Consider the following 25,342-nt stretch of genomic DNA (forward strand, 5'->3'; position numbering starts at 1 on the left):
AGATTATAACAATGATTCGAACAAACCGAGCCATTTTTGTCCGACAATTTCAGGAGAGTACTCTTTTGACTTCAAAATCACGTTATTCCGCATCTTTTGTAACTTTTCCGAATCCATCAACAGAGACAATAACATCTCAGCATATTTATGTAAACTAAAAGAAGGTACAAGGCACCCATTAACTCCTGAAGGCGACAAAATCTGGCGTATCCCGGCTACACAATCAAAAGCTACAGGTACGACACCATTCGCCTGAGCCTCCGTCAAACATAGTGGCCATCCCTCAAAAGCTGAAGTCAAACATAATACAGAAGCATCACGATAGAAATCATCGACATGATCGCTATGTCCCGCAAAACGTATTCGTTGAAGTTTCATCTTTTGACTTTTAGCTTGAAGTAGAGGAAGTTCTTTTCCACCTCCTACTAAAATCAATTCCCAATCCGGTACTTTTTTATATATCATTCCCCAAATATCCAACAAACGGTCAACCCGCTTATCATAATAACTCATACGCCCAACAAAGAGAATCTGCTTTTTCTTATTCAAATTAACATTCGGACATTGTCTCTCAGAATTATATATAACATGTACTTTCTGCTCATCAAGTGATACTCCCATTTTATTAAGCAGTATTTGTTTATATTCCTCACACAAAACAGTAAAAGCATCAACTTGATCATAAACAAACTTATATTGATTAATAAAAAAAGAGTCATATTTCTTTAACCATACTATCTTTGGATAAGTTAATACCCCCCATTCCAACATTTTAAAGAAAGAACCACGCGCTCTACCCCTTCTCCTATGTAGACGGGCTGTTATTTCCCAGAAAGGAGTGCTGTGACAAGCAAAGATCAATTTACTATCAACTTTACTTTTAATAAAATCCAACCTGCTTAAAAGACAAATAGGCAGAATAAAGATATCAATTTTCAACGAGTTGAGAGTATGAATGATAAAGTCAGCATTCTCCTGACTGTCAACATCGCCTCCACCTTGAAACTCAATAACCTTAATATTGGAATAACTTCCACTGTTAATCTGATGTGTAATAACATATGTTTCATAGCCATATTGAGCTACAAAATCGGCAATATCCATTGTAACTCTTTCAGCTCCTCCAGCAGGAAACTCACTATGAAAAAATAAAATTCTTCTCTTTATCATATACAAAAGTATGTATAGGCAAGACAACAAACGGATTACATTTACATTTTTTAGGTTAAAAGAGCACATATGTACTACTATTATACTATATTTGCATCCATATATGTAAAAACTATCCTAGACTTAACTAAATAAACTACTTAATGATGAAAAAAATCGATGAGTCTCCATTAATAAGTATTATTATTCCGGTATATAATGTAGCCCCCTTTTTAAGCCAATGCATTCAATCGGTCTTAGACCAGACATATACTCACTTAGAAGTAATCATCGTTGATGACGGCTCGACAGATGAGTCCCCTGCTATTTGTGATAAGTTTGCTAAATTGGATACAAGAATCAAAGTCATACACAAAAAGAACGGAGGATTAAGTGACGCTCGTAATGCGGGTCTTGACATTGCATCCGGTGATTTTATAGGTTTTGTGGATAGTGATGATTGGATTGAAAATGATATGTACGAAACGCTTTATAATCTTCTAAATAAGTATCAGGCGGACATATCTGCCTGTGCACACTATATAGAATATGGAACCAAGACAAAAGCTGTTTTTGAATCTAAAGAGATAATCACATTTAACCACAAAGATGCCATGATGGCTCTCATCAAAGATAAGATTATACGAAACTATGTTTGGGAAAAGTTATATAAACGGGAACTATTCAATAACCTCCGCTTTCCTGTAGGAAAAAGTTTTGAAGATGCTGCTCTCAGTTACAAGATATTTTATAGAGCTAACAAAACCGTATTGATACAAGCACCTAAATATCATTATAGGATCCGTTCAGGCAGTCTCACAAATACAACATTTAATCCAATAAAAGAGTTTCAGTTAGTTCAGGCCCTGCACGATCAATACCAATTTGTCAAACAGCAACAAGCTGTATCGGAAAAGCCATTAAAACTACTAAAAAAAGCATTCCACTTAATCAATCATATCATCATCATGAGGCCTTCCCCCCTTAATGACCAAATAATTGCAGCTACAATGGAGATTTGTCACCATTATGACTATCTCAGTCTGAAAGACATCGGATTATCAAAAGCGATCAGACGATACTGCATATATAATCATTTCAAGCTATATACAATTGGAATGATTATGTACCGGAAAATTGTACAAAAAAGACGCAACAGATAGCAAATGCTTTGATCAATGTATTCACAGCTTCATATACTTGGGCTTACGGAACCGCATTGCATAAGGAAGCAACTTCAACCACCAGGACAAACGAGCTTTAAAAGTAGATAAAGGTCGTTTGCCTTTCCAGGGAGTCATATCCAGATACTTAAAGTATTCCCCTTTCAAAGGATGCATGCTATCATAATTCCAGGGTTTTTTATTAGTATAATGCAGGATAACAGGATGGAGCAATTGTTGATGCAATTGCTTCTTATCTTTCACTCCTTTATCCGCCCCATAACGGTAGAAACCATCCTGCATATTCCATTTTAAGGGAACAAAAAGTTTAGATTCATGCAGAACAGCATTCAAAAGATCCTGGTCATTAAAGCGGATACGCTCGGGATATCGTAAAAAATACTGTTCACATTGTTCATCTATTTTATGCTCACGCCAATAGCGCAAATTGATAAGTAGTACTCCCGCATTAAAATAAGAGAATGACTTATCATATTTCAAGATATCATAACGTTCATCTTCATTACTGCCGATATCTTCGACACAAGCAACCGAATAATTACTCATATCTGTATTCCAATACTCTGATATATCTCCAAGAATAACAATATCACAATCCAGATAAAGCACTTTATCCACCTCTTCCGGTAAAATGGCCGAGAACATACAACGGTAATAAGTGGCCATAGAAATGCGCTTACCAAACTTCTTGATAGAAAAATTATGCAACAAGTCTTCCGGAGGAAAGTAAAAGCGTACTTCATTGCCATAACGACCTGCTATTGTTTTTAGTACTTCCTTATCTTCAGAAGGCAGTGTAGAGGCCACAATATGGATACAAAACTCAGATTCACGGTTATTTTCGAACAGTGAAACCAAAGTTACTGCACAGTGTACCGTAAAATTAGAGTCAATATTACATGCTATATGTATCATAGGAGAATAGAGTTTTATCAATCTTCAATATTTTGACCTGTCATCCGAAAATATTTATCCAGAACCAACAGCGATATTAACTTTTCACGACGAGGATTTCTGAACTGAGCCACATATTCATGAGCATGCTCTATGATTTGTTGAGCCTCTTCCGGATGTTCGATGTAATACTTCAACCGTTCCTCCAAATCCGTAAAATCGGGTTTAATCTCAATATAATGATAGTTAGGAATCAATTTTCCTTCCATAAACCAAGTTTCGCAAGTGGGACGCGGCATCACTGCTATCGAGTTAGAAGACATTACCCATTTCAGATTTGATGCAACATCATTCCCCTCCAATGCCATAATGAACTTATAATCCAAATGCTGACGAATCGTTTTTTTAGGAGTCATCCATGCGTCCGGTACTCCCTCATCCTTACCAACGACTCCACAGTCACACATCGGATGGTCCATATACATCTCTAAAAATAATTTACGGGTACGGCTTCGTCGTATTTTCCCTCTGAAGATAACCATATCCTTTTTAGAAGAAAAAGGCATTGTATCATTTACAAACATAAAATGCCTGAACTTATCCAGTTTCATAACAACAGAGTTATCATTGGAATCGGTCAGTAAACGGCTTTTCACAATAGACGGGAATTCCGGAGTGAAATATACATCGCCCGGGCAATATCCCCACCGAAGAGATTGTTTAAACCAACGGGTATATTCCCTGGTATCAAAAAAATATGCGGTATGAAAAAGAGATTTTTTATTGTCCGCAAGAGTTCCTAAAAAGATCAAATACCGAAATTCATTCTTTATAAAAGACTTTTCCGGCAAAGAAGAAGGAGAAGACAGCTTATTATAATAATTCACTCTCTCTTCGATATAGTCTTTATCCGAACGATACTGTAATTGAGCCAATGTACTTTTCAACTTATACCGATAAAAAGCATTCGGAATAAGCATCTTCAAAGTATTACTTATAAAATAAATAAACTTAGGAGGCTTGCCACTGGAAAGTTTATATAAAAGACTATCATTCATATCATTAAGCAGTTAAGCCAAACGTCTTTCAGCTTCATTTTTGTTTCATTAAACGTACGTTTAATGAAACAAAAATAAGACTTATTTTCTACTTGAAAAAACTAATTACAGTTTTTTATTAAGAAAACCGGAGATAAAGATTAAACAAACCTTTAATAAGCCTTTTACACCTCATACAATATAATCCATATTTCACAACATATAAAAATAAATGGCAGGTTAAAATATGATGTTTTTTAAACGTACGTTTAAAAAAACATATCAAAATCAAAGAATGATGAAATTAGTACGAATGACAGGCGGATTAGGGAATCAAATGTTCATTTACGCCTTCTATATACAAATGAAAACAATATTTCCGGAGCTTCGGATAGACATGTCTGAAATGAAGAAATATAAATTACATAACGGATATGAATTGGAAGATGTATTTTCGATCGGTCCCCAAACAATATCTGCCCACAAATGGCTTAAAAGAGTAATTGTGTATGCATTCTTTTCGATTATACGAGAAAAATCCGAAGAAGAATTATCCATTCATAAATACACACAACACAAGAGATGGCCATTAGTATATTACAAAGGATTCTTTCAATCTGAACTCTTCTTCAAAGAATCTTCAGATACCATAAGAGATATTTTTTCTTTCAACACAGAAAATGCCAATTTCAGAACAAAAGAATGGGCAAAGATAATTAAAGAACAACGTTCGAGCGTATCAATTCATATCCGAAGAGGAGATTATACATCAGCCAAAAACAAAATAAAATATGGAAATATATGCACAGAAGAATACTATCAAAAGGCAATCTCAATCATACTAAAAAAAGAACCGAAAGCATTCTTCCATATCTTTTCTGATGATGTGGAATGGACGAAAGCACATTTGAAGGTACATCATTTACCCCATCAATATATATCTTGGAATAAGGGCCCTGACAGTTGGCAGGACATGATGTTGATGAGCCTGTGTCATCATAATATAATAGCCAACAGCAGTTTCAGTTGGTGGGGAGCATGGCTAAATGCCTATAAGGATAAAACTGTTATCGCACCTTCACGCTGGTCAAACGTCAAGAAGACACCCCACATACTTCCGGAAAGCTGGATTTCGATAGATATATAACCCCAATAATAATTAAATAAACCCCATACCACTATGAAAGTATCAATTATCATCCTGAATTATAATACCTCCCGATTAACCCTAAACTGCATTAACAGTATACACAAATACCTGCCTAATGGCACTTACGAAATAATAGTTGTCGACAATGCCAGCCAGGAAACAGACTATCAACACCTTACTGAAAATCTTTCCGGTCAGGAAAGTACTATTATACGCAACAAAATAAACAGTGGTTTCGGGGCAGGGAATATGGTTGGCGCAAACATAGCCCAAGGGAAATACCTCTGCTTTCTAAACAATGACACTGAGCTATTAGAGGACTGCATTAGCCCATTATGCAGTTACTTGAAAGAAAATCCTCAAACAGGATGCATTACACCACAGCAATACAACAAACACCTGAAGGCAGTACCCTCATTCAATCATCCAATCGGTATTCTATATGAGATTTTAGGAAACGACATCCCGGAAAGATTATGTCCCGCCCGCTACCCCAAACGAAAAAAGAAAGTATACCAGTTTCCTATACATGCTTCATGGATCAACGGAGCATTTATGATGTTTCCTTCAGAAGTCTTCTTCAAAATCAAAGGCTTTGATACTAATATATTCCTCTATTATGAAGAGTATGATATCTGTACAAGATTATCTTATCACAACTATCAGTCAACGGTTCTGCCAACCTATAGATTTTTACACCTCCAAGGTGAATCTACAAAAGTTTATACGTTGGCTTACAAAGAAAGGTTTATTTCAAAATTATATGTATATAAAAAGCATTCCAATTTTTTATTCTATATCATATATAAATGGATCATTATAATCAAATTATGTTTCCACTTCAGACGTTGGTATATACTGCCCACCATAATCTTAGGCAAAGGGTTGTCTCAATCAATGCGTCATAAATGACTCTTCTCAATCAGTTCCAGACATCTATCGGCATCGAATCCCCTCACTTTGGCATATTCATCTGCCAAGATAACAAACATCTCGTGTGTTCCGGGCAAGCGCTCAAAGTTCTTACAACCGGTTTCTATGTCGACTTTACCAAAACGCATGCGGTTTAAATCAATGATTTCCACTTCAATGCCTTTATCCGTTTCCCTAAAAAGAATATTCCCTCCCGAGTAATCTTTATGTAGAAAACCGTTTTCGTGTAAAGCTGCTGTGGTACGGGCTATAGCACGTAACACCTTTTCTTTGTCACCGGTAAAAGTCTCCTCTAACAGATTACGATACGTATAAGGACATTCGGACTTTAGGCTCACAAAGTAGCTACGGCCAAACAACAACCATGTTCCCGTAGAATAAAATCCAACAGGAGCAGGAGAACCAATACCTGCTTTACGCAGCATCTGTGCGTATTGATAAGAACGGCGGGCTTTAGAGGCACGAAAAGAATTATAAACAATTCGATTAATCAGGTGAGGAAGCTGATATGACTTCACTATCAACTTTCTACCATGTATTTCAAACTCTTTCAATTTATTTCTTCCTTCATATATCAACGTTCCTCCATTCTCAAAATGCACAGGTAATACACGTACAAAAGAAGATAAGTCCTGAAAATCATCTCCAACGAAGACTCTCCGAGGGTGGATTATTCGGGAAATCCGATTGATTAACCTTGACCAGGAACGCTGATAACGTAACGGCCCTCCCAATTCCCGCTCAAAGAAATCAGGATGTCGTCTATTTAGAACGTCAATCACATGCTTTTTTAGCAAACGGTCAGTAACACGTTTAGACTGTTCGCGCACCCGATAAAACAAACCTATTTCCGGCAACTTTACAACCTTTCCTCCATCCTTTAACATTGAGATCCAAAATTCCCAATCTTCACGAGCCACGATCTCCGCACAGTATCCTCCAATTCTTTCCCATTCGGACTTACGGTAAACAGCACAAGTATCCATCATATTTTTACGAGCAAGCAATGATAGCGAGAAAGGTGGTAATACCCATTCGCCCGAACGGTCTCCGAAAAACTCGACACGTGGACAGACCACTTTTACTTCCGGATCCGACTCCAGTATATCTACAGCAGAATGAATCAATTCTTTACTAATACGATTATCAGCATCGACCGGCAAGATATATACTCCGCCTGCTTTAGAAATAGCATGATTACGAGCCGTAGCAACGCCACTATTTGCTTGTGTGTAAACCCTTACATTTTCATACCGGGACTTATAGCTTTCGGCAATTTCAAGAGAACGGTCTTTCGAACCATCATCCATCACAATCACCTCAAAGTTCGGATAATCAGAAGACAGGACAGAATCCAGTGTCTCCTCCAGAAACTCCTCCATATTATATACAGGAATAACTACAGATACTAACGGCTTTGCCATACCATCAAATTTTATCCAATCCTTTAGTGAACTTCAACCAGTAATATTTAAGCGGATTCGTATATTTCAACTGTTTCCATGGACGACTACTATGCGGGCGATGCCATACAGTCAAAGTAGTAAACAGATAATTGACAAAACCTTTTTCAAGTGCTTGATGGGAAATAGTTACATCAAACCAGTTCTTTTCCGGATTCAAAGAATGAAAATCAAAAGCACGCAGAAAGTCGGTTGTCAGCAAAGAACAGCAGAAACTAAGATGTTTCTTTTCCGGAAACACCTGATTTTCTTTGCCTTTCGCATATAAATAGGGATAATTAATTACCTCGTTCTCATCTACTGTCACAGCAGCAGCTATTCCACAGTTTTGTCTGGACTGCGCACCATCAAAAAGAGCCTGCAAAGTGTGTTTTTTCACAATCACATCAGATTCAACGATCAGCAAGCCTGCTTCAGCGGCAACAGCCTTTTCTTGTGCCATCTGAAGCACCAGCAAATAATTGGGAGAAGGATGAGAAGTGATCTCGGACAGATTAATTAACTCAAATCCCATCGCCAGGGATGCTTCTTTCAGTCGTTTCGTGTTTTCATCGGTGCTGAAATCATTATAAATAGTATAATGAAAAGGAACGGTGAAATCTGATTTTAAAATAGCCTCAGCTGTTTGCAACGTCAACTCAATAGAATCTTTTACCGGAGTAATAATGTGGATACACTTCATTATTGATATAAATTGTCTAAGTTCAAACTTATCGTAATGCGCATTACCGGGCAAATCTATGCAATATTTTCCATATAGCCAATCTTTCCTGCTTTTTATTTCCTACCTTTGCATGCAAACCCCTGATCAATCATGAAAGTTATTGTAGACAACAAAATACCTTACATCAAAGAGGCTATTGAGCAAATAGCCGATGAAGTAGTATATGCTCCGGGAAAAGATTTCACCCCGGAACTGATACATGATGCCGATGCATTAATTATCCGCACACGTACGCATTGTAACCGTTCACTGCTTACCGGAAGCAAAGTAAAATTTATCGCAACCGCTACAATAGGATTCGATCATATCGACACAGCCTATTGCCGGGAAGCAGGTATCACATGGACCAATGCCCCGGGATGTAATTCGGCATCCGTTGCACAATATATCCAATCTGCCCTGTTCATTTTACAACAAACCCATGCAATGAAGTTGCATCAAATGACCATTGGCATCGTAGGCGTAGGAAATGTAGGAAGCAAAGTAGCTGATGTAGCCCGAAAATTAGGAATGCGAGTAATGCTGAACGATCTTCCCAGAGCAGAAAAAGAAGAAAGCACAATGTTCACTACTTTAGAGAATATAGCCAAAGAGTGTGACATAATCACATTTCATGTACCTTTATATAAGGAGGGAAAATATAAAACTTATCATTTGGCAGACAAGCACTTCTTCCGTTCACTGAAAAAGGGGGCGATAGTCATGAACACCTCACGCGGTGAAGTTATCGAAACAGAGGCACTGCTCGATGCTCTTCAGTCAGGTACCTTGTCCGATGCTGTCATTGATGTATGGGAACATGAACCGGATATCAATCTTAAATTATTAGAGAAAGTAATTATAGGCACTCCTCACATCGCCGGATATTCCGCAGACGGAAAAGCAAACGCAACCCGAATGTCACTTGAAGCCTTATGCCGGTTCTTCCGGATTGAAGCCGGCTATCAGATTGTTCCTCCGGAACCGGAAAACAAAATAATTTCCGCAACAACTTATGAAGCGGCCTCCCTGCAAATTTACGATCCCCGACGGGACAGCGATACACTAAAGACCCATCCGAAGCTATTTGAACAACTCCGGGGAGATTACCCATTAAGGAGAGAAGAAGGAGCATATAAGATTAATATCGGTTGATTTACTATTTAACCCTGATAATGCCGATCCTCAATAAGAGGATATTAAACATTGCATGAGGCTGTGGTGAAAAGAGTTTCGACACAACCTCATACGATACTATAAAACATTTCCTCAGAAAACCAGCTCTACAAGAAGGTATTTACGGTTTGTTCTATGATCCTGGGAAACCATTCATATTCCAACGCATGAACTTTTTTAGCCACTTCCGCAGGGGTATCTCCGGGAAGTACTGAACATTTAGCTTGAAAAATGATACTTCCCTCATCGTAATGCTCGTCTATATAATGTATAGTAATACCACTTTCGGACTCTCCTGCCATTACCACCGCCTCATGCACCCGATCGCCATACATCCCCTTTCCCCCAAACTTAGGTAAAAGAGCCGGATGAATATTTATAATTTTATTAGGATAAGCATGCAAAAGTGCATCCGGTATACGCAACAAGAAGCCGGCTAACACTATCAGGTCAATCTGATGTTCACGCAGCAAATCCAAGATGGATTCCGCTATTTCCCAATCAGACTTCGGAAAAGCCCTACAGGGCACTCCTAAACGATGTGCACGCTCCAAAACATACGCGTCCTTCCTGTTAGAAAGAACTAATTTTACCCTGACTGAATCATTTCCCTCGAAATACCGGATAATGTTTTCAGCATTTGTACCAGAGCCGGAAGCAAAAATAGCGATGTTTTTCTCCATAATCAGACCTTTTAGTGCACAAAACAGTGAAAAATGTGCAAAAGATTGCATTTATTTAATCAAAAATTTGCGCAGGACGATAAATATTTATTCCTTTGCACCGCAAATTTAAAGAAATAAAACTAATTATTAATTAAAAACTTAAAGTTATGTCTGAAATTGCATCAAGAGTGAAAGCGATTATCGTCGATAAATTGGGCGTAGAAGAATCAGAAGTTACAGAAACAGCAAGCTTCACTAACGACCTGGGAGCTGATTCTCTTGACACTGTAGAACTTATCATGGAATTCGAAAAAGAATTCGGTATCTCTATTCCTGATGACCAAGCTGAAAAGATTGGCACAGTACAGGATGCTGTAGCTTACATCGAAGAACACGCTAAGTAATTCGATTTCATCAGTATGGAATTAAAGAGAGTTGTAGTAACAGGTCTGGGCGCCATTACTCCTGTTGGCAATACTGTCCCGGAATTTTGGGAAAACCTCGTGAATGGGGTTAGTGGAGCAGGACCTATTACTCATTTCGATGCATCGCAATTCAAGACTCAATTTGCATGTGAAGTGAAAGGCTTCGATGTAACTCAATATATCGACCGCAAAGAGGCACGTAAAATGGACTTGTACACACAGTATGCCGTTGCCGTTGCCAAAGAAGCGGTTGCAGACTCGGGTCTTGATATCGAAAATGAGGATTTAAACAGAATCGGCGTTATTTTTGGTGCCGGTATCGGTGGTATACGTACATTTGAGGAGGAAACAAGCAATTATGCCCTTCACAAAGAAAACGGTCCTAAGTATAATCCGTTCTTCATCCCTAAGATGATTTCAGATATTGCTGCCGGACAGATTTCTATTATGTATGGTTTCCACGGCCCGAACTACGCAACTTGTTCTGCATGTGCAACTTCTACTAACGCCATCGCCGATGCATTCAACCTGATCCGTCTGGGTAAGGCAAACGTGATTGTATCCGGTGGTTCGGAAGCCGCTATCGCAGCAGCCGGTGTAGGAGGTTTCAACGCTATGCATGCATTGTCAACTCGTAACGACGAACCACAATCAGCATCTCGTCCGTTCAGCGCGAGCCGTGACGGTTTTGTAATGGGTGAAGGTGGAGGATGCCTGATTCTTGAAGAACTTGAACATGCAAAAGCCCGTGGCGCAAAAATATATGCAGAAGTAGCCGGTGTAGGTATGTCTGCTGATGCTCACCACCTGACAGCATCTCATCCGGAAGGACTTGGTGCAAAACTGGTGATGATGAATGCCCTGGAAGATGCAGAAATGGATCCTAAAGAAGTGGATTACATCAACGTTCACGGTACATCCACTCCGGTGGGTGATATATCGGAAGCCAAAGCAATCAAGGAAGTATTTGGCGAACATGCTTTTGAGTTGAATATCAGTTCAACCAAATCAATGACAGGTCACTTGTTGGGTGCTGCCGGTGCGGTAGAGTCTATTGCAAGTATCCTTGCCATCAAGAACGGCATCGTTCCTCCGACTATCAATCATGCCGAAGGTGATAACGACGAGAACATCGACTATAACCTTAATTTCACGTTCAACAAAGCACAGAAACGTGAAGTTAACGTTGCCCTTTCGAATACATTCGGATTTGGTGGTCACAATGCTTGTGTAATCTTCAAGAAATACGCTGAATAAAGTCGTGTTACGTAATAAAATAGATAAGATAAGGCTCCTGTTCTGTAAGGATAGAGAGTCTTATTTTTGTTTTTATCGCATACTTGGATTCTATCCACGCAACATCCGGCTATACGAGCAGGCTCTCCTGCATAAATCGACAGCTGTACGTTCGGAGAAAGGACGTCCGTTGAACAACGAACGCTTGGAATTCCTTGGTGACGCCATTCTTGACGCCATCGTAGGGGATATTGTCTATCAACATTTCGAAGGTAAAAGAGAGGGATTCCTGACAAACACCCGTTCTAAAATAGTTCAGCGTGAAACATTAAATAAACTGGCTGTCGAAATAGGCCTGGACAAACTTATCAAATATTCTACACGTTCTTCTTCCCACAACAGCTATATGTATGGGAATGCGTTCGAAGCTTTTATTGGAGCCATTTATCTTGACCGGGGATATGAATGTTGCAAACAGTTTATGCAGAAGAAAATCATCGAGCCCTATATAGATCTGGACAAACTCTCACGCAAAGAGGTGAACTTCAAGTCTAAGCTGATTGAATGGAGCCAGAAAAACAAGATGGAAGTTTCTTTCGAATTAATAGAACAGTTCCTTGACAAAGAGAATAATCCCGTGTTTCAGACAGAAGTCCGGATTGAAGGCATACTCGGAGGATCCGGTACAGGATACTCCAAAAAGGAATCACAACAGAATGCCGCACAGATGGCCCTCAAAAAAATCAAAGGGGATCCTGAGTTCATGGCAGGTGTACAAGAAGCCAAAGTACAGAATAATATCTCCACAGAAGATACACCCGACGATCCTGAAATAAACCAGACAGAGGAATCTCCGCAAGTTGATAAAATAACATCAACTGAAAATATCAGTATATAATCTAAACACCTCCGATTATTATCCGAAGCATATTCCCATCCTGCGCCCTTGTACAACAAGGTCATGTTCTTCAGTCACTAATTTCAACTTTCCGGCCACTTCTTCTAATGCAACGGAAGATATTTCATCACCTTTCAATGCAATCATACGTCCAAACTGCCCATTAGCAATCAGCTCCGTTGCATGCCCTCCCATTCGGGTAGATAAGTTACGGTCGAAAGGTGTAGGTGAGCCACCGCGCTGAATATAGCCAAGCACCGTTTCACGCGTCTCAATACCTGTCTCATATTCAATTTCCTGGGCGATGTATTCGGCAGCACGCTTACGCCCATCAGTTTGGATACCTTCGGCAACGACCACAATCGAATAAGGTTTCCCCTTTTTTAAACGATTTAAAATTGTATCCCCTATATTTTTTATATTATAAGGTATCTCCGGAACCAGGATTACATCTCCTCCTCCTGCCATACCCGAGTATAGAGCAATCCATCCTGCTTTATGCCCCATCACTTCGATTACCATCACCCGCTTGTGAGAGCTTGCCGTAGAGTGAAGCCGGTCGATAGCATCTGTAGCAATGCTCACTGCCGAATCGAATCCGAAAGAGATATCCGTACCCCAGATATCATTATCGATCGTCTTAGGAACAGAAACGATATTAATTCCCATCGCTGCAAATTTTGCGGCAGTCTTTTGCGTACCATTTCCACCGATACACACCACGCAATCAAGTCCCAATTCAGCAATATTACGTTGTATCAGCGCCGGTTTATCCACATCCGAAATAATACCTTGCTTACGGAACGGCTTCTCGCGTGAAGTTCCCAACATAGTACCACCCAGGTTTAGCAATCCGGACAAGGATTTTTCAGTAAACGATTCTACCTCTTTCGTCAGCAATCCCTGAAAACCACTGTGAATCCCCACAACTTCCATTCCATAATGATTAATGGCCGTTTTACACACCCCGCGAATCGTAGCGTTTATGCCGGGGCAATCTCCTCCGGATGTAAGAATTCCGATCTTCATTGCTGCTCTTTTTTTATTGAATATTACGTATTTAAAAGAAAAAAGTTACTCATCTGTCTGCAAAAGCATGACATATCTTCACTTTTAACTATTATTTCCGTCGTAAAGATAGAAAAAAAAGATAATTAAGGCTATTTTTGCACGACTAAACATTATATGTTAAAGAGCAATGAATATTACAAAGATTATAAGCAAAGTATTTGATTCCCGTTTAAAAGCCATAGATCTTTATGATACACAAGCCGGAGATATACAGCACCGGGTATTGACCCGTCTCGTAAAACAGGCAGAAAATACTGAATGGGGAAAGAAGTATGATTATAAATCTATCCGCAATTACGAAGACTTTAAAAACCGACTCCCCATACAAACCTACGAAGAAGTAAAGCCCTATGTGGAACGTCTCCGTGCAGGCGAACAAAACCTATTGTGGCCTTCAGAAATACGCTGGTTTGCAAAATCCTCGGGCACCACAAACGATAAAAGCAAGTTTCTTCCGGTTAGCAAAGAGGCCTTGCAGGATATTCATTACCGGGGAGGAAAAGACGCGGCCGCAATCTACTTCCGCATGAATCCCGACAGCCGTTTTTTTTCCGGTAAAGGACTGATTCTGGGAGGCAGCCATAGTCCGAACCTGAACTCCAACCATAGTTTGGTAGGTGACCTTTCAGCCATATTGATCCAGAATGTAAGTCCGCTGATCAACCTGATACGTGTGCCAAGCAAGCAAATAGCATTAATGGACGAATGGGAAACCAAAATTGAAGCTATTGCCAACAGCACCATACCGGTAGATGTAACCAATCTTTCGGGTGTTCCTTCCTGGATGTTGGTCTTAATCAAACGTATTCTTGAAAAAACAGGCAAGCAGACCTTGGAAGAAGTATGGCCCAATCTGGAAGTATTCTTCCACGGAGGTGTCGCTTTTACCCCTTACCGTGAACAATATAAGCAAGTCATTCATTCTTCTAAAATGCATTATGTCGAAACCTACAATGCATCGGAAGGCTATTTCGGGACACAAAACGATTTCTCCGACCCATCTATGTTATTGATGATTGACTATGGTATTTTCTACGAATTTATTCCTTTGGAGGATGTGGAAAAAGAGAATCCCCGCACCTATTGCCTTGAAGAAGTAGAGCTAAATAAAAATTATGCTATGGTGATCTCCACTTCCTGCGGATTATGGCGGTACATGATCGGGGATACTGTGAAATTCACCAGAAAGAATCCGTATAAGTTCGTCATTACAGGACGTACCAAGCACTTCATCAATGCTTTTGGTGAAGAACTGATCGTAGATAATGCAGAAAAAGGGCTTGCCAAAGCATGTGCTGAAACTGGTGCTCAAGTCAGCGAATATTCCGCTGCCCCCGTATTTATGGATGAAAATGCCAAATGCCGTCATCAATGGCTTATTGAGTTTGCCAAAATGCCCGATTCCATCGAAAGATTTGCGGCGGTACTGGATACTACACTGAAAGAAGTAAACTCCGACTACGAAGCAAAACGATGGAAAGATATCGCTCTCCAACCATTGGAAGTGATTGTCGCACGCAAAGGACTTTTCCATGACTGGTTAGCTCAAAAAGGGAAATTAGGTGGTCAGCATAAAGTACCGAGACTCAGCAATACAAGAGACTACATTGAAGAAATGATTGCTTTGAATAAACAATGAACGATAATCGATAAACGATGAACGATGAATGGGCTGTGTGCTATCCGCATACTATTCATCGTTCATCATTCATCGTTATAATCCCTCCTCCCAACAGCAAACCATCCTTATAAAAAGCGGCTGCTTGTCCTTCTGCAATGGCGGACAAAGGTTCGTGTAGTTGTATATGTAATAATCCCTCCGGAGTGATTGTGACAGAACAATGGTTTTCCTGTTTCCTATAACGTATTCTCACAATAATATCATCATAGCCCAGCAGACGGGATTCGTTGATTATATTCCAGTCTTTCAACCACATCTCTGACTTTTCAAGGGACTTTAAAGGAGCCAATATCACTTCATTGGTTTCAGGATGGATCTCCTTTACAAAAACAGCACGGTTCAGTTGGATGCCTAACCCCCTGCGTTGCCCTATGGTATAAAAAGGATATCCCTCATGCCAGGCAATAAAATTGCCGCTTTCATCGAGGAATCTGCCTTTGCCCACTTCCCGGATTATTTTATTGCTCCTGTCGCCTCCCGCATCGCAAAGATGCTTTTTCAGAAAACTACGGTAATCAAGTGGACAGAAACAAACCCCGATGCTATCTTTCTTTTTTGAAACTTTCTCAAAACCTCTTCCGGCAGCATAAGCACGTGCTTCAGGTTTAGTCATCTCACCCATCGGAAGCAACATACGTTGCAAAATATCCTGTTTTAATCCCCACAGAAAAAATGACTGGTCTTTATCCGGATCTGCGGCAAGCGTAATATAATAGCTTCCGTCCATCCATTTCTTTCTCACATAATGACCGGTAGCTAAATAGAAAATACCCATTTCATCGGCAATCTTGGCCAACAAAGGCCATTTTAACCAGTTGTTGCAAAGAGTACAGGGGACCGGAGTATGTCCGGCCATATATTCATCGATAAAGTAATCAACAATTTTCTTCCGGAAAATCTCGCGCGCATCATAAGTGATATGTTCGATACCTAAGCGAGTTGCTAATGCACGGGCATCTTCCAAGTATTCCGTAGAATCATTAAACTCATAGAAACGAAAGGTAACTCCCGTTACTTCATAACCGGCTTCAAGTAATAGCATGGCAGCCACAGAGCTATCCGTACCACCGCTCATTCCCAATAAGACTCGTTTGTTTTCCTCCATCATACCGCAAAATTACATAAAATCCCGTATCTTTGACCTTCCAAACCGGACAGAATGAAAAAAGCACTTTCCACCAACCAAGTTGTCATTGTACTCGTAGAGCACCCTGTTCTGGGGATATTACTCATCCCCTACACTGTCAGCCGAACCCCTGACAACACGTTGGAAGTGATCGAACAAGCTTTCCATGCCTCTCCCGATGCGATCAAAAAAATGAATGAAGCAGAACAAAAAGCCATTGACATTGCTTCTCATTATACTGAAAAATATCTGATGGGAGTCTATTCCCGTGAAAAAACAGTCCCTAAATTCCTCCGCAAACTGGCCGAGGACAATAACAAACTTAAAGAACAAATCCGTCCTTTCATAGAGAAGAAACTGTTGGAGATGTTAGAACTGATACGCACCAGGCAACTTCCGTTTTATCAGAAACCAAGTGGAAGCAAGCAACTCTATGAACACCATGCATACCGTGTCCATCCCCACGATTTAGAAGCCCATTTCTCTTTTAAAGTAACCGAGGAATATTTCAGCTATCAACTGCAATGCTACTATGACGACCTGCCGGTTTCACTGATGGAACAAAAACCTGTCACTGTCCTCACCTCCAATCCTGCCACCTTATTGCTGGGTATGGATTTATTTACTGTCCCCCATATTGAAGCTTCACGCTTACTGCCTTTCACCAAGAAAGAACGTATCAGCGTGGACGCTTCATTGACTGAAAAATACATAGACAATATCATGATTCCCCTTGCGTATTACCATGAAATCAATATTCAAGGAGTCAAAGTGATCAGAGAAAGACGTCCGTGTGATGCTTATCTCTACCTTGAAGATACAATCTATAATGATACTTTGTTACGGCTTGATTTTCGTTATGGAGACCGGACTTTTTCACCTCATGGTTCCGATGGAATCAAGAAAATCATCTTCCGGGGGCAAGAGAATGGACAAACTGTCATCCACTATTTCCAACGTAACTCAGCTGCCGAGAAACAGGCAATCCGTCTGCTTCAAAAAGCCGGATTACAATGTGTCAGTGATTCCCATTTCAAACTATCGCCTATCGCTCCCGAAAAAAACATTACCGAGTGGGTCAGCCGTCACCGGGAAATGCTACTGGAAAAGTTTATCTTATCAAGTGATACGCACAAGAAGCCATACTATCTTCCGGATATCCGGATAGAACAGGATTACGAAGATGGCCCCGACTGGTTCGAATTACATATCAATGTCGTCATAGACAATCAGAAAATTCCCTTCAGCCGATTCCGCAAAAATATACTGGACAACAACAGGGAATATCCCCTCTCTGACGGACGCATTATCCTCCTCCCCGAAGAATGGTTCACCAAATACGCCAATCTGCTTGAGATAGGTAAAGAATCAGGTAAGAACATCCGACTGAAGCGTCCTTTTGTGGGTGTAATAAAATCGATCCTGGAAAAAGGTCCAGGTATAGCAACCGGCGTCCGATTGGAGAAACCAATCCCTGTACCTGCAGGGCTCAAGGCCAATCTTCGCCCCTATCAGCAGAAAGGTTTCTCATGGATGGCAAACCTATACCTCGAAAAATTCGGAGGATGTCTGGCCGATGATATGGGCCTTGGAAAGACCTTGCAAACCCTTACACTTTTACAATACATCTACAAACCGGGAACAGCCGCCTCAACAAATCAGGAAACAAACAGCCTGGAAGAGAAAGAAAACACTCAAGGCTCTCCTGTGCAAAAGGAAGCTTTCTTCGATGAAAAGGGGCAGTTATCACTTTTTCCGGTAAAAACCGAAGCCCCCAACGCCTCCCGAAGCGGACAAAACGACTTGCAATGTGCTGTACTAAATCAAAAGAAAAGCCAGACACCACGCCTGCATGCCACCCTTATTGTTGTGCCTACCTCGCTTTTGCATAACTGGAAACGGGAAGCATCCCGTTTTACCAGCCTGTCAATGACGGAATATAACGGAAACTCCACCAATGAAATCAATCGCTTGTCAAAGCACTTCGACCAATATCATCTGGTCTTTACCACTTATGGCACGATGCGCAATAATATTGCGACTTTATCCCAATATAAGTTTGAGTACATAGTTCTCGATGAAAGTCAAAACATAAAAAACAGCGAATCACTTACATTCCGTTCAGCGATACAATTACAAAGTAAACACAGGCTAATTCTGACAGGAACTCCTATTGAGAATTCCCTGAAGGATCTTTGGGCACAGTTTCATTTTCTACAGCCTGAACTTTTAGGAAACGAGACAGCGTTCAGCAAACAGTTCATCAACGCCATCCGTCAAGGTGACGAACGGATGAAGTTTCGTCTACGACAACTCATTTCCCCATTTATACTACGCAGAAGCAAGCAGGAAGTAGCTCCGGAACTACCGTCATTAACCGAAGAAGTGATTTATTGCGACATGGCAAAGAAACAGAACGAGCTCTACCAACATGAAAAGAACAGTCTCCGGAACATTCTGCTGGAACAGACCGTAGAGAAGGGTCAGCAACCGCTCATAATACTCAACGGGATTCTCCGTTTAAAGCAACTCGCCTGCCATCCGCAGATGATTTTACCCGGTTTCATCGGTGAATCCGGTAAACTAAACCTAATTATAGAGACCTTCGAAACACTCCGGAGCGAAGGCCATAAGGTACTGATCTTTTCTTCTTTCGTCAAACATCTGGAGTTGGTGGCCGATGAGTTTCGTAAACGTCAATGGGATTATGCTCTTCTAACAGGCTCTTCTACCAATCGCCCGGAAGAGATTGCACGCTTTAGCCGTGACCCCAGGATACAAGCTTTCCTTATCTCACTAAAAGCCGGAGGAGTGGGCCTCAACCTGACACAAGCAGACTATGTGTTCATCATCGATCCCTGGTGGAACCCGGCAGCCGAAGCACAGGCCATTGCCCGCGCGCACCGTATCGGACAAGACAAACAAGTAATTGCTTACCGTTTCATCACGCAAGGAAGCATAGAAGAGAAAATCATACAGCTACAAGAGGAAAAACGAAAACTGGCGGAAACTTTCATCACAGAAACAGATCAGCTCCCCACACTAACCAACCAGGAGTGGGCGGGACTTTTGTAAACTTTCCCCTCTATTTTTCCCGGTTTATCAGATGTAACTCCGTACGTTCAAAATCAGACAATTGCACCTCGTAAACACCTGCATCTCCCAGCTTGCCATCCATATCCTCAGTGCATCCTCCTACAATAATCAACTTGTTCTCCGTACAATACAGCCCGCTTGCCCTTAAATTCAAATCAATCTGATAAGCTTTTACCTCATTGGTACGAAGATTATAAACCTGCATCACACCGTTCTCCAGAATATAAACCTTATCCCCACCACGAGCTATCCCTGCCTTACATATCGGAAACCATAAATTCCCTTTACTTTTCCAGGCACCCGTGGCTAAATCATAAGTCTGTATTGTCGATAATGCCTTTCCCCGGTATCCACCAAACAAAAGTATAGTATGCCCCACCAATATACCATCTGTTTCCATTCCTAAAGGCATCTTCCCCACTTCATACCAGGCACCATTCCTGAGATCAAGCATGTGTATTTTATCAGAGTACCTCTGCCATCCGCTCTCAGCCCGATATATAGACCCTCCCATGACTATCAACTTCCCATCATAGGCAAATGCGGCAGCAGAAGCCGCCTGATGCGGATTCACCGGATCTGTCAACAAAGTGTCGCTGGCCAGATCATAAATCTCCACTGTCTCGTCGAGGAATTCCATTTTTCGGTTGGTCGAGAAACGTTTTCCGCCCATCACATAAATTCTTCCATTATCATAAAGCGCCGAATGATAAGCACGCTCTCTCAGCCTTTGATTGGTAACAGTCCAGGTATTTGAAGGAATATCATAAACATAGATTTTACCACTATATTTTTCGTACACAAATCCAGTTGGCAATCCACCGGAACCCGTCAGATCATAGTCGGTAGGAGGCTTCACCTGCGACCGGTCTCCACCCGTAACGTATAATTTATTTCTGCATGAGACCATTGCAAACGAATATAAAGGTACCGGCATTGAAGATATTTGCGTATACGGCACACGCAAATAGAACTTCCTGACTCCATAAGCAGTTACTTCCCCCAATTCAATCGGCGCCTCTTCCAATGAGATAGAGTTTTTCTTTTTCAATAAATCCCTTACAGGAAAGCGTTTGGTCAGATAGCCCACAAAAGAAATACAGATTGTATCAATCCCCTGCAGAGGTTCTCCGTCTTTAATGATGAACTCACCTTTTTCATCAGACATGGTAATGCCCACCCCCTTATCCGAATAAATATTCGCTCCGGACAGAGGTTGCCCGGTCTTTGCATCCAGTATCTTCCCGTTTATCTGTGCCGACAGGCAGGCCGTATAACTGAGAAGAAATAAAACAACGGTAAACTTACATACATGACTTTTCATCCGATTTCAAATTAAGTCCTATGGTATTCCTACCCTAATTTATCCGGATAGACATACGCAGTTCCTCCTTGATCCTTTGTATATATAAATCGATAACCACCCCCTACTTTTACAGGAATGGAAGCCAAAGCTTTTTCTTTCAATTCCTTTTGTGCAGCCACCGTCATCCCGTCGCCTTTTACATAGGCATCCTGCTTAACAATCTTCATTTTATCAGACCAATAGTCTATTTTCACTTTTAGACCTGCAGATTCTCCTTTCGCATCGGTAATTGTCACTTCCGCATCGCCAACGCCCAGAATTTCGTAGTTGAAAGCATTCAGGAATTTATCCATATTCACTTTGAGAATATCAGAATTACTACTTACCGTATAAGGTCTTTCCCCACCATAAATAGTAATGCACGTCTGATTTGTATTCGGATAATAAGCAGTCCAGACACCATTTTCAATATTATTAAATGAATCATCCCCGACTCTCAACGGATCGGATTCCTCCTTATCACAGCCCGCCATACCTAACAGAAAGGCTGTAGCCAGTAAAATAAAGTATAGATTGCTTCGTAATGCCTGAGTTTTCATATTTTTGTGTTTTTATAGTTACTTACCCGACAAATATATGTATTTTTTGTTTAAGGAGAACTTATTTTCTTCTTTTTTAGAGGGTTATCATCTAAGAAATCATTTGAAACAGCCTTATACCAATCATTTTATCCTCTCTAAATCATTGAGCATCTCCAGTTATTTTCAGTTGTAGAGGAGAATCAGGAACATTACAATATACTGTAATGGTTTTATTAAAGTGTTCCGGATGATCCGCTTTATAGGTTACAGCCAAATCCAACGACTTTCCTGGTTGAACAGGCTCTCTGGAGTATACTACTGAAGTGCAACCACATGACGTAATTACATCATCAATCACAAGCAAATCGTCCCCAACATTCTTTAAAGTGAAAGTACAATGTTGGGGAATGGTTAAAAAAAATTCCCCAAGATCAATCAGATTTTCAGAAATGATTACCTCTGTCTTCCGCTGTTTTTTTGTAGATTCCGGCTGCTTTCCTGAGATTATATTAATATATAAATCTTTCACCATAGGATTATGAACAGGATTTCCTATTGCTAAGACTTTATTATCTTTATCAATCAAAAATGTCTGATACATCATATCAGAAGGAAAACCATTCAGAATATTTAAAGAATCATTTTCATCAATGCAAATAGGGTAAGTAAAACGCGTTCTCTTCAATAAAGAAATAAGTTCACTTTTCTTTTTAGGATGAAAAAAATACAGACAAGGTACTTGTCTTTTTGATATAGAATCAACAATAGACATAAAATCTCCCCATTCTGACAACTTCAATTTACAACTCATACACCCGATAGAATCAACATAAGTAACTATAGCATAGGTAGAATATTTCTTTTTACATTCTACAACAGAGTCACCCCTAAAAGCTGTAAAAGTCATCTGTTGTGGAAAAACAATTGTTTTATCATTCCATTTTTTTACTAAACGCATCATTTTATCTTGTTTACTTTCCCTACATGAGGTTAGAAGAATTCCCCCAATAAAACATGTAATAATGAGATATAGTATCTTTATAAGATATATTTTGGTACAACAATTCATTGTCATCATTGAAATATTCTATTTTTTTAATTTATATCTTAGAATAACAGGATTCCGTTCTCCACCTAATTTATCCAATACAATGTTATTTTCTTTTTTAATTTTTTCATTCAAGTATTTGTTAATAACTGAAGTGTCACGAGCTATTGTATACATAAAATCCTCGGTTAGAACAGGGTAATATGGAAAGGCAATCCCTTCTTCCAGTTCTCTGATTTTTTTATACTGACCACTACCCTTTTCATATATAACTGTAAATATGTCATGTCTTTTTCCAAAACTAAATTGTACAAGATAAAACAGTTCATTCTCCGCATTTGACAAGAAAGAGTATACGTTATTTGCTAAAAAGGAATCGCTCCCCAAAATATCATCATATTCATTTTGAGATAAATTGGGCTTTAACTTATTAATATTAAAATTATACTTCCCAAAATCCCATTTATAGCGCGGAGTAAAAGATGACCGAGATACTGAATAAACCGTATTGCTAAATGGCTGAGTAAAAAGAGCTTCTCCCTTTTTTATGCATTCCAATAAAAAAGGTCCCCCCAAAGGTGTATTACGACGTATATTTGCAGGAACTTCAAAATATTTACCCTGAATTTTCTTATCACAAATATCATATACCTCTATATTATGCATTCTAACAACATTAAACAAAACTCTTGTACAAGAGTCCACGACTGCAAAGCGATGAACAAGACTTCCCTTATCAAGAACAGGTATTCTTTCAATAAAGTCAAAATTCAAATCATAACAATAAATACCTTTATACGCAGAAAGCAGTTCCAAATTATTCGTATATGGGTTTATGGTAAAGTCAGATAAATCAAAATATTCATCCGGTCCTCCTCCCTGCTTAAATAACTTACTCAGATATTTTCCATTTGAATCAAACAGAAATATAGTTCCCTGCCTTTTATCCATTATAAAAATAGAATCATTATAAAAAATAATTTTATCAATACGATGCAAAAATGACTCTTCTTTTGTTTCGAGGGGAATTAGAGATACATTATCAAATAAATCATAAAATGAAACTTGGCTATTCTCTAAATCCAAATCAACGGATAACATTGTTTTACACATATTTTTTGTCAATGATTTATCACGACTGTTATTACAACTGTAACAAATACCTACAACTAACAATATGAAGAATTTTATTGTATTTTTCATTTTATCTATACTTTAAAGTTAGAGTGGTTGTGTCACAAAAATGTGATACAACCACATCGTTTGGCTAATTAACCGGGGAAAGAACCTCCTCCATGGCTGTCACAACCACTTGCACACCAATCCTCCTGATCACCAGTTTTTATGCATTCATAGGCATATCCCCAACCATAATAAGGATCATATATATCATATCGCCGACAATATTGACACATTCCATAAGAGCCACCATTACAAACGATCTCAACTTCAGGTAACTCATATCTTGCCAATGCTTCTACATTAGCCATCGTCAAATCCGATATTGTCACCTCCGCTCTCTGTGACTGATATATATTGTAGCCTGCAAAAGTTGTGACTACAGCGACTATCAAGGACAAATAAGACAACTGGCAGCACTCGCCCTATAGAAATTTATTTCATTATATGTTCCAGTTATTTGGCATCTCCAGTTATCTTTAACTCCAAAGGAGAAGCGGAAGCATTGCAATATAGTATAATAGTTTTATTAAAGTGTTCCGGATGGTCTGCTTTATAAGTTACTTTAACTGCTAAAGACTTTCCGGGCTGAACAGGTTCTTTGGAGTATTCAACAGAAGTACATCCGCAAGATGTCTTATTATCATAAACGACCAAATTATTATCACCAATATTGTGTATCTCAAAAGTTATATGCTGCTCTCGCCTCCAATCAAAACTCCCCAAATCAACCATATCTTTCTCTATTTTTATCACAGTTCGCATATTTGAAAGAGAATCTCCATCTATTCCTCCTGAAATAAGATGGATATAGAGTTCTCTTACATCGTAATTATGAACCGGATTTCCTATCGCAATTACATGATTGTTTTTATCTAATAAAAAAGTTTGAAAATTTAGCTGTGAAGGAAACTTATTCACTTTATTAAAAGTATCTTCCGTATCCATACAAACAGGATAATCAAAACGATTTTGTTTTAACACAGACCTCATCTCGCGAACATTAGCAGGATGAAGAAAAAAAAGAACCGGTATTTGATAGCCTACTATAGAATCCGCATATTTCATAAAATCCTTCCATTTAGGCAATTGCAATTTACAACTGGAACAACCCAACGAATCGACATAGGTCACGATTTTATAATCCGAAGCAGGGATTTTAAAATCGACAGGAGTTTTTCCATATAACGTAAAACTAAGATTTGTCGGAAATTGTACTTCCTTCCCATTCCAATTTTTAACAAGTTCTTCAAGTTTTTCCTTCTCGGTCTGCTGACATGAGATTAGAAAGAGAAAGCAACCCAGTATAAATATAAGATTTTTCATTTAAAATAAAATTTG

The 25,342-nt window shown here is 39.5% G+C and carries 23 protein-coding genes; 9 read left to right on the plus strand and 14 right to left on the minus strand.

The window, feature by feature from the left end; translation table 11 throughout:
- Positions 1-3 precede the first annotated feature (3 nt).
- Complete coding sequence (locus ISX59_RS07680; RefSeq protein ID WP_022011203.1) at positions 4-1,170, minus strand: glycosyltransferase; 1,167 nt, start codon at positions 1,168-1,170, stop codon at positions 4-6.
- Between the two features lie 143 nt (positions 1,171-1,313).
- Between ISX59_RS07680 and ISX59_RS07685 the strand changes: the two genes are divergently transcribed.
- Complete coding sequence (locus ISX59_RS07685) at positions 1,314-2,312, plus strand: glycosyltransferase (RefSeq protein WP_022011202.1); 999 nt, start codon at positions 1,314-1,316, stop codon at positions 2,310-2,312.
- A 21-nt stretch (positions 2,313-2,333) separates the two neighbouring features.
- Here the strand turns inward: ISX59_RS07685 and ISX59_RS07690 are convergent, their stop codons facing one another.
- Together ISX59_RS07690 and ISX59_RS07695 are read right to left on the minus strand one after the other, a co-directional pair.
- The gene (locus ISX59_RS07690; RefSeq protein WP_005822680.1) at positions 2,334-3,248 is read right to left on the minus strand and encodes a glycosyltransferase family 8 protein; all 915 of its coding nucleotides are present in this window, start codon (positions 3,246-3,248) and stop codon (positions 2,334-2,336) included.
- A gap of 17 nt (positions 3,249-3,265) precedes the next feature.
- Positions 3,266-4,285 (minus strand): glycosyl transferase family 90, encoded by a 1,020-nt coding sequence (locus ISX59_RS07695; RefSeq protein ID WP_005812245.1) that lies wholly within the window; start codon positions 4,283-4,285, stop codon positions 3,266-3,268.
- A gap of 229 nt (positions 4,286-4,514) precedes the next feature.
- On the opposite strand from ISX59_RS07695, the gene ISX59_RS07700 reads away from it, so the two are divergent.
- Together ISX59_RS07700 and ISX59_RS07705 are read left to right on the plus strand one after the other, a co-directional pair.
- On the plus strand, positions 4,515-5,411 hold the full coding sequence (locus ISX59_RS07700; RefSeq protein ID WP_175413964.1) for an alpha-1,2-fucosyltransferase: 897 nt from the start codon (positions 4,515-4,517) through the stop codon (positions 5,409-5,411).
- Positions 5,412-5,444: 33 nt separating this feature from the next.
- Complete coding sequence (locus ISX59_RS07705; protein WP_220575785.1) at positions 5,445-6,326, plus strand: glycosyltransferase family 2 protein; 882 nt, start codon at positions 5,445-5,447, stop codon at positions 6,324-6,326.
- On the opposite strand, the gene ISX59_RS07710 is transcribed toward ISX59_RS07705, so the two are convergent.
- Positions 6,317-7,771 (minus strand): glycosyltransferase, encoded by a 1,455-nt coding sequence (locus ISX59_RS07710; protein ID WP_220575786.1) that lies wholly within the window; start codon positions 7,769-7,771, stop codon positions 6,317-6,319. The two genes, ISX59_RS07705 and ISX59_RS07710, sit on opposite strands and share 10 nt — an antisense overlap.
- Before the next feature lie 4 nt (positions 7,772-7,775).
- The gene (locus tag ISX59_RS07715; protein ID WP_032538286.1) at positions 7,776-8,492 is read right to left on the minus strand and encodes a glycosyltransferase family 2 protein; all 717 of its coding nucleotides are present in this window, start codon (positions 8,490-8,492) and stop codon (positions 7,776-7,778) included.
- Positions 8,493-8,624: 132 nt separating this feature from the next.
- Between ISX59_RS07715 and pdxB the strand changes: the two genes are divergently transcribed.
- Positions 8,625-9,668 (plus strand): 4-phosphoerythronate dehydrogenase PdxB, encoded by a 1,044-nt coding sequence (gene pdxB, locus ISX59_RS07720; protein WP_220575787.1) that lies wholly within the window; start codon positions 8,625-8,627, stop codon positions 9,666-9,668.
- A 128-nt stretch (positions 9,669-9,796) separates the two neighbouring features.
- On the opposite strand, the gene purN is transcribed toward pdxB, so the two are convergent.
- Entirely contained in the window at positions 9,797-10,423 is a 627-nt protein-coding gene (gene purN, locus ISX59_RS07725) for a phosphoribosylglycinamide formyltransferase (RefSeq protein WP_032530640.1), read from the minus strand.
- Positions 10,424-10,521: 98 nt separating this feature from the next.
- Here purN and ISX59_RS07730 point away from each other — a divergent pair, with 98 nt between their 5' ends.
- From ISX59_RS07730 to rnc, 3 genes are read left to right on the plus strand one after another with little or no spacing between them, the layout of a single operon-like run.
- Positions 10,522-10,758 (plus strand): acyl carrier protein, encoded by a 237-nt coding sequence (locus ISX59_RS07730; protein WP_005779510.1) that lies wholly within the window; start codon positions 10,522-10,524, stop codon positions 10,756-10,758.
- 15 nt (positions 10,759-10,773) lie between these two features.
- Positions 10,774-12,036: a beta-ketoacyl-ACP synthase II gene (fabF, locus tag ISX59_RS07735; RefSeq protein WP_005779512.1), complete on the plus strand. Its 1,263-nt coding sequence runs from the start codon at positions 10,774-10,776 to the stop codon at positions 12,034-12,036.
- A gap of 4 nt (positions 12,037-12,040) precedes the next feature.
- The gene (gene rnc / locus ISX59_RS07740) at positions 12,041-12,913 is read left to right on the plus strand and encodes a ribonuclease III (RefSeq protein WP_032530639.1); all 873 of its coding nucleotides are present in this window, start codon (positions 12,041-12,043) and stop codon (positions 12,911-12,913) included.
- Positions 12,914-12,931: 18 nt separating this feature from the next.
- Here the strand turns inward: rnc and ISX59_RS07745 are convergent, their stop codons facing one another.
- Positions 12,932-13,942, minus strand: coding sequence for an ATP-dependent 6-phosphofructokinase (locus tag ISX59_RS07745; RefSeq protein ID WP_005779516.1), 1,011 nt, complete (start codon positions 13,940-13,942; stop codon positions 12,932-12,934).
- Positions 13,943-14,111: 169 nt separating this feature from the next.
- Here ISX59_RS07745 and ISX59_RS07750 point away from each other — a divergent pair, with 169 nt between their 5' ends.
- The gene (locus ISX59_RS07750) at positions 14,112-15,623 is read left to right on the plus strand and encodes a GH3 auxin-responsive promoter family protein (protein ID WP_005779518.1); all 1,512 of its coding nucleotides are present in this window, start codon (positions 14,112-14,114) and stop codon (positions 15,621-15,623) included.
- Positions 15,624-15,678: 55 nt separating this feature from the next.
- Here the strand turns inward: ISX59_RS07750 and mnmA are convergent, their stop codons facing one another.
- Positions 15,679-16,770: a tRNA 2-thiouridine(34) synthase MnmA gene (gene mnmA / locus ISX59_RS07755; RefSeq protein ID WP_005812267.1), complete on the minus strand. Its 1,092-nt coding sequence runs from the start codon at positions 16,768-16,770 to the stop codon at positions 15,679-15,681.
- 54 nt (positions 16,771-16,824) lie between these two features.
- On the opposite strand from mnmA, the gene ISX59_RS07760 reads away from it, so the two are divergent.
- Positions 16,825-19,866, plus strand: coding sequence for a DEAD/DEAH box helicase (locus ISX59_RS07760; protein ID WP_220575788.1), 3,042 nt, complete (start codon positions 16,825-16,827; stop codon positions 19,864-19,866).
- Positions 19,867-19,876: 10 nt separating this feature from the next.
- Here the strand turns inward: ISX59_RS07760 and ISX59_RS07765 are convergent, their stop codons facing one another.
- The 6 genes from ISX59_RS07765 to ISX59_RS07790 all read right to left on the minus strand — a co-directional run bounded on the left by ISX59_RS07765 (position 19,877) and on the right by ISX59_RS07790 (position 25,327).
- The gene (locus tag ISX59_RS07765; RefSeq protein WP_032540422.1) at positions 19,877-21,211 is read right to left on the minus strand and encodes a carboxypeptidase-like regulatory domain-containing protein; all 1,335 of its coding nucleotides are present in this window, start codon (positions 21,209-21,211) and stop codon (positions 19,877-19,879) included.
- Positions 21,212-21,240: 29 nt separating this feature from the next.
- Positions 21,241-21,792, minus strand: a complete 552-nt coding sequence (locus tag ISX59_RS07770; protein WP_032540446.1) for a hypothetical protein — start codon at positions 21,790-21,792, stop codon at positions 21,241-21,243.
- A 142-nt stretch (positions 21,793-21,934) separates the two neighbouring features.
- The gene (locus ISX59_RS07775; protein ID WP_080715601.1) at positions 21,935-22,816 is read right to left on the minus strand and encodes a DUF1573 domain-containing protein; all 882 of its coding nucleotides are present in this window, start codon (positions 22,814-22,816) and stop codon (positions 21,935-21,937) included.
- Positions 22,817-22,861: 45 nt separating this feature from the next.
- Positions 22,862-24,025 carry a 6-bladed beta-propeller gene (locus ISX59_RS07780; RefSeq protein WP_080715597.1) on the minus strand — a complete coding sequence of 388 codons (1,164 nt, stop codon included), beginning with the start codon at positions 24,023-24,025 and terminating at the stop codon, positions 22,862-22,864.
- Between the two features lie 68 nt (positions 24,026-24,093).
- Positions 24,094-24,411 (minus strand): NVEALA domain-containing protein, encoded by a 318-nt coding sequence (locus ISX59_RS07785; protein ID WP_080715598.1) that lies wholly within the window; start codon positions 24,409-24,411, stop codon positions 24,094-24,096.
- Positions 24,412-24,457: 46 nt separating this feature from the next.
- Positions 24,458-25,327: a DUF1573 domain-containing protein gene (locus ISX59_RS07790; RefSeq protein ID WP_137569998.1), complete on the minus strand. Its 870-nt coding sequence runs from the start codon at positions 25,325-25,327 to the stop codon at positions 24,458-24,460.
- Between the last annotated feature and the right edge of the window lie 15 nt (positions 25,328-25,342).

The sequence above is a fragment of the Bacteroides sp. FSHCM14E1 genome, assembly GCF_019633785.1.
Lineage (GTDB): Bacteria > Bacteroidota > Bacteroidia > Bacteroidales > Bacteroidaceae > Bacteroides > Bacteroides hominis.

Bases quoted from the DNA above. Each gene is read 5' to 3' on its own strand.
- ISX59_RS07750 (WP_005779518.1), top strand. From the start codon at position 14,112: ATGAATATTACAAAGATTATAAGCAAAGTATTTGATTCCCGTTTAAAA.
- ISX59_RS07760 (WP_220575788.1), top strand. From the start codon at position 16,825: ATGAAAAAAGCACTTTCCACCAACCAAGTTGTCATTGTACTCGTAGAG.
- ISX59_RS07715 (WP_032538286.1), bottom strand. From the start codon at position 8,492: ATGAAGTGTATCCACATTATTACTCCGGTAAAAGATTCTATTGAGTTG.
- purN (WP_032530640.1), bottom strand. From the start codon at position 10,423: ATGCAATCTTTTGCACATTTTTCACTGTTTTGTGCACTAAAAGGTCTG.
- ISX59_RS07730 (WP_005779510.1), top strand. From the start codon at position 10,522: ATGTCTGAAATTGCATCAAGAGTGAAAGCGATTATCGTCGATAAATTG.
- ISX59_RS07705 (WP_220575785.1), top strand. From the start codon at position 5,445: ATGAAAGTATCAATTATCATCCTGAATTATAATACCTCCCGATTAACC.
- ISX59_RS07700 (WP_175413964.1), top strand. From the start codon at position 4,515: ATGTTTTTTAAACGTACGTTTAAAAAAACATATCAAAATCAAAGAATG.
- mnmA (WP_005812267.1), bottom strand. From the start codon at position 16,770: ATGGAGGAAAACAAACGAGTCTTATTGGGAATGAGCGGTGGTACGGAT.
- ISX59_RS07695 (WP_005812245.1), bottom strand. From the start codon at position 4,285: ATGAATGATAGTCTTTTATATAAACTTTCCAGTGGCAAGCCTCCTAAG.
- ISX59_RS07790 (WP_137569998.1), bottom strand. From the start codon at position 25,327: ATGAAAAATCTTATATTTATACTGGGTTGCTTTCTCTTTCTAATCTCA.
- pdxB (WP_220575787.1), top strand. From the start codon at position 8,625: ATGAAAGTTATTGTAGACAACAAAATACCTTACATCAAAGAGGCTATT.
- ISX59_RS07745 (WP_005779516.1), bottom strand. From the start codon at position 13,942: ATGAAGATCGGAATTCTTACATCCGGAGGAGATTGCCCCGGCATAAAC.
- ISX59_RS07770 (WP_032540446.1), bottom strand. From the start codon at position 21,792: ATGAAAACTCAGGCATTACGAAGCAATCTATACTTTATTTTACTGGCT.
- ISX59_RS07710 (WP_220575786.1), bottom strand. From the start codon at position 7,771: ATGGCAAAGCCGTTAGTATCTGTAGTTATTCCTGTATATAATATGGAG.
- ISX59_RS07685 (WP_022011202.1), top strand. From the start codon at position 1,314: ATGATGAAAAAAATCGATGAGTCTCCATTAATAAGTATTATTATTCCG.
- fabF (WP_005779512.1), top strand. From the start codon at position 10,774: ATGGAATTAAAGAGAGTTGTAGTAACAGGTCTGGGCGCCATTACTCCT.
- ISX59_RS07680 (WP_022011203.1), bottom strand. From the start codon at position 1,170: ATGATAAAGAGAAGAATTTTATTTTTTCATAGTGAGTTTCCTGCTGGA.
- ISX59_RS07780 (WP_080715597.1), bottom strand. From the start codon at position 24,025: ATGAAAAATACAATAAAATTCTTCATATTGTTAGTTGTAGGTATTTGT.
- ISX59_RS07690 (WP_005822680.1), bottom strand. From the start codon at position 3,248: ATGATACATATAGCATGTAATATTGACTCTAATTTTACGGTACACTGT.
- ISX59_RS07765 (WP_032540422.1), bottom strand. From the start codon at position 21,211: ATGAAAAGTCATGTATGTAAGTTTACCGTTGTTTTATTTCTTCTCAGT.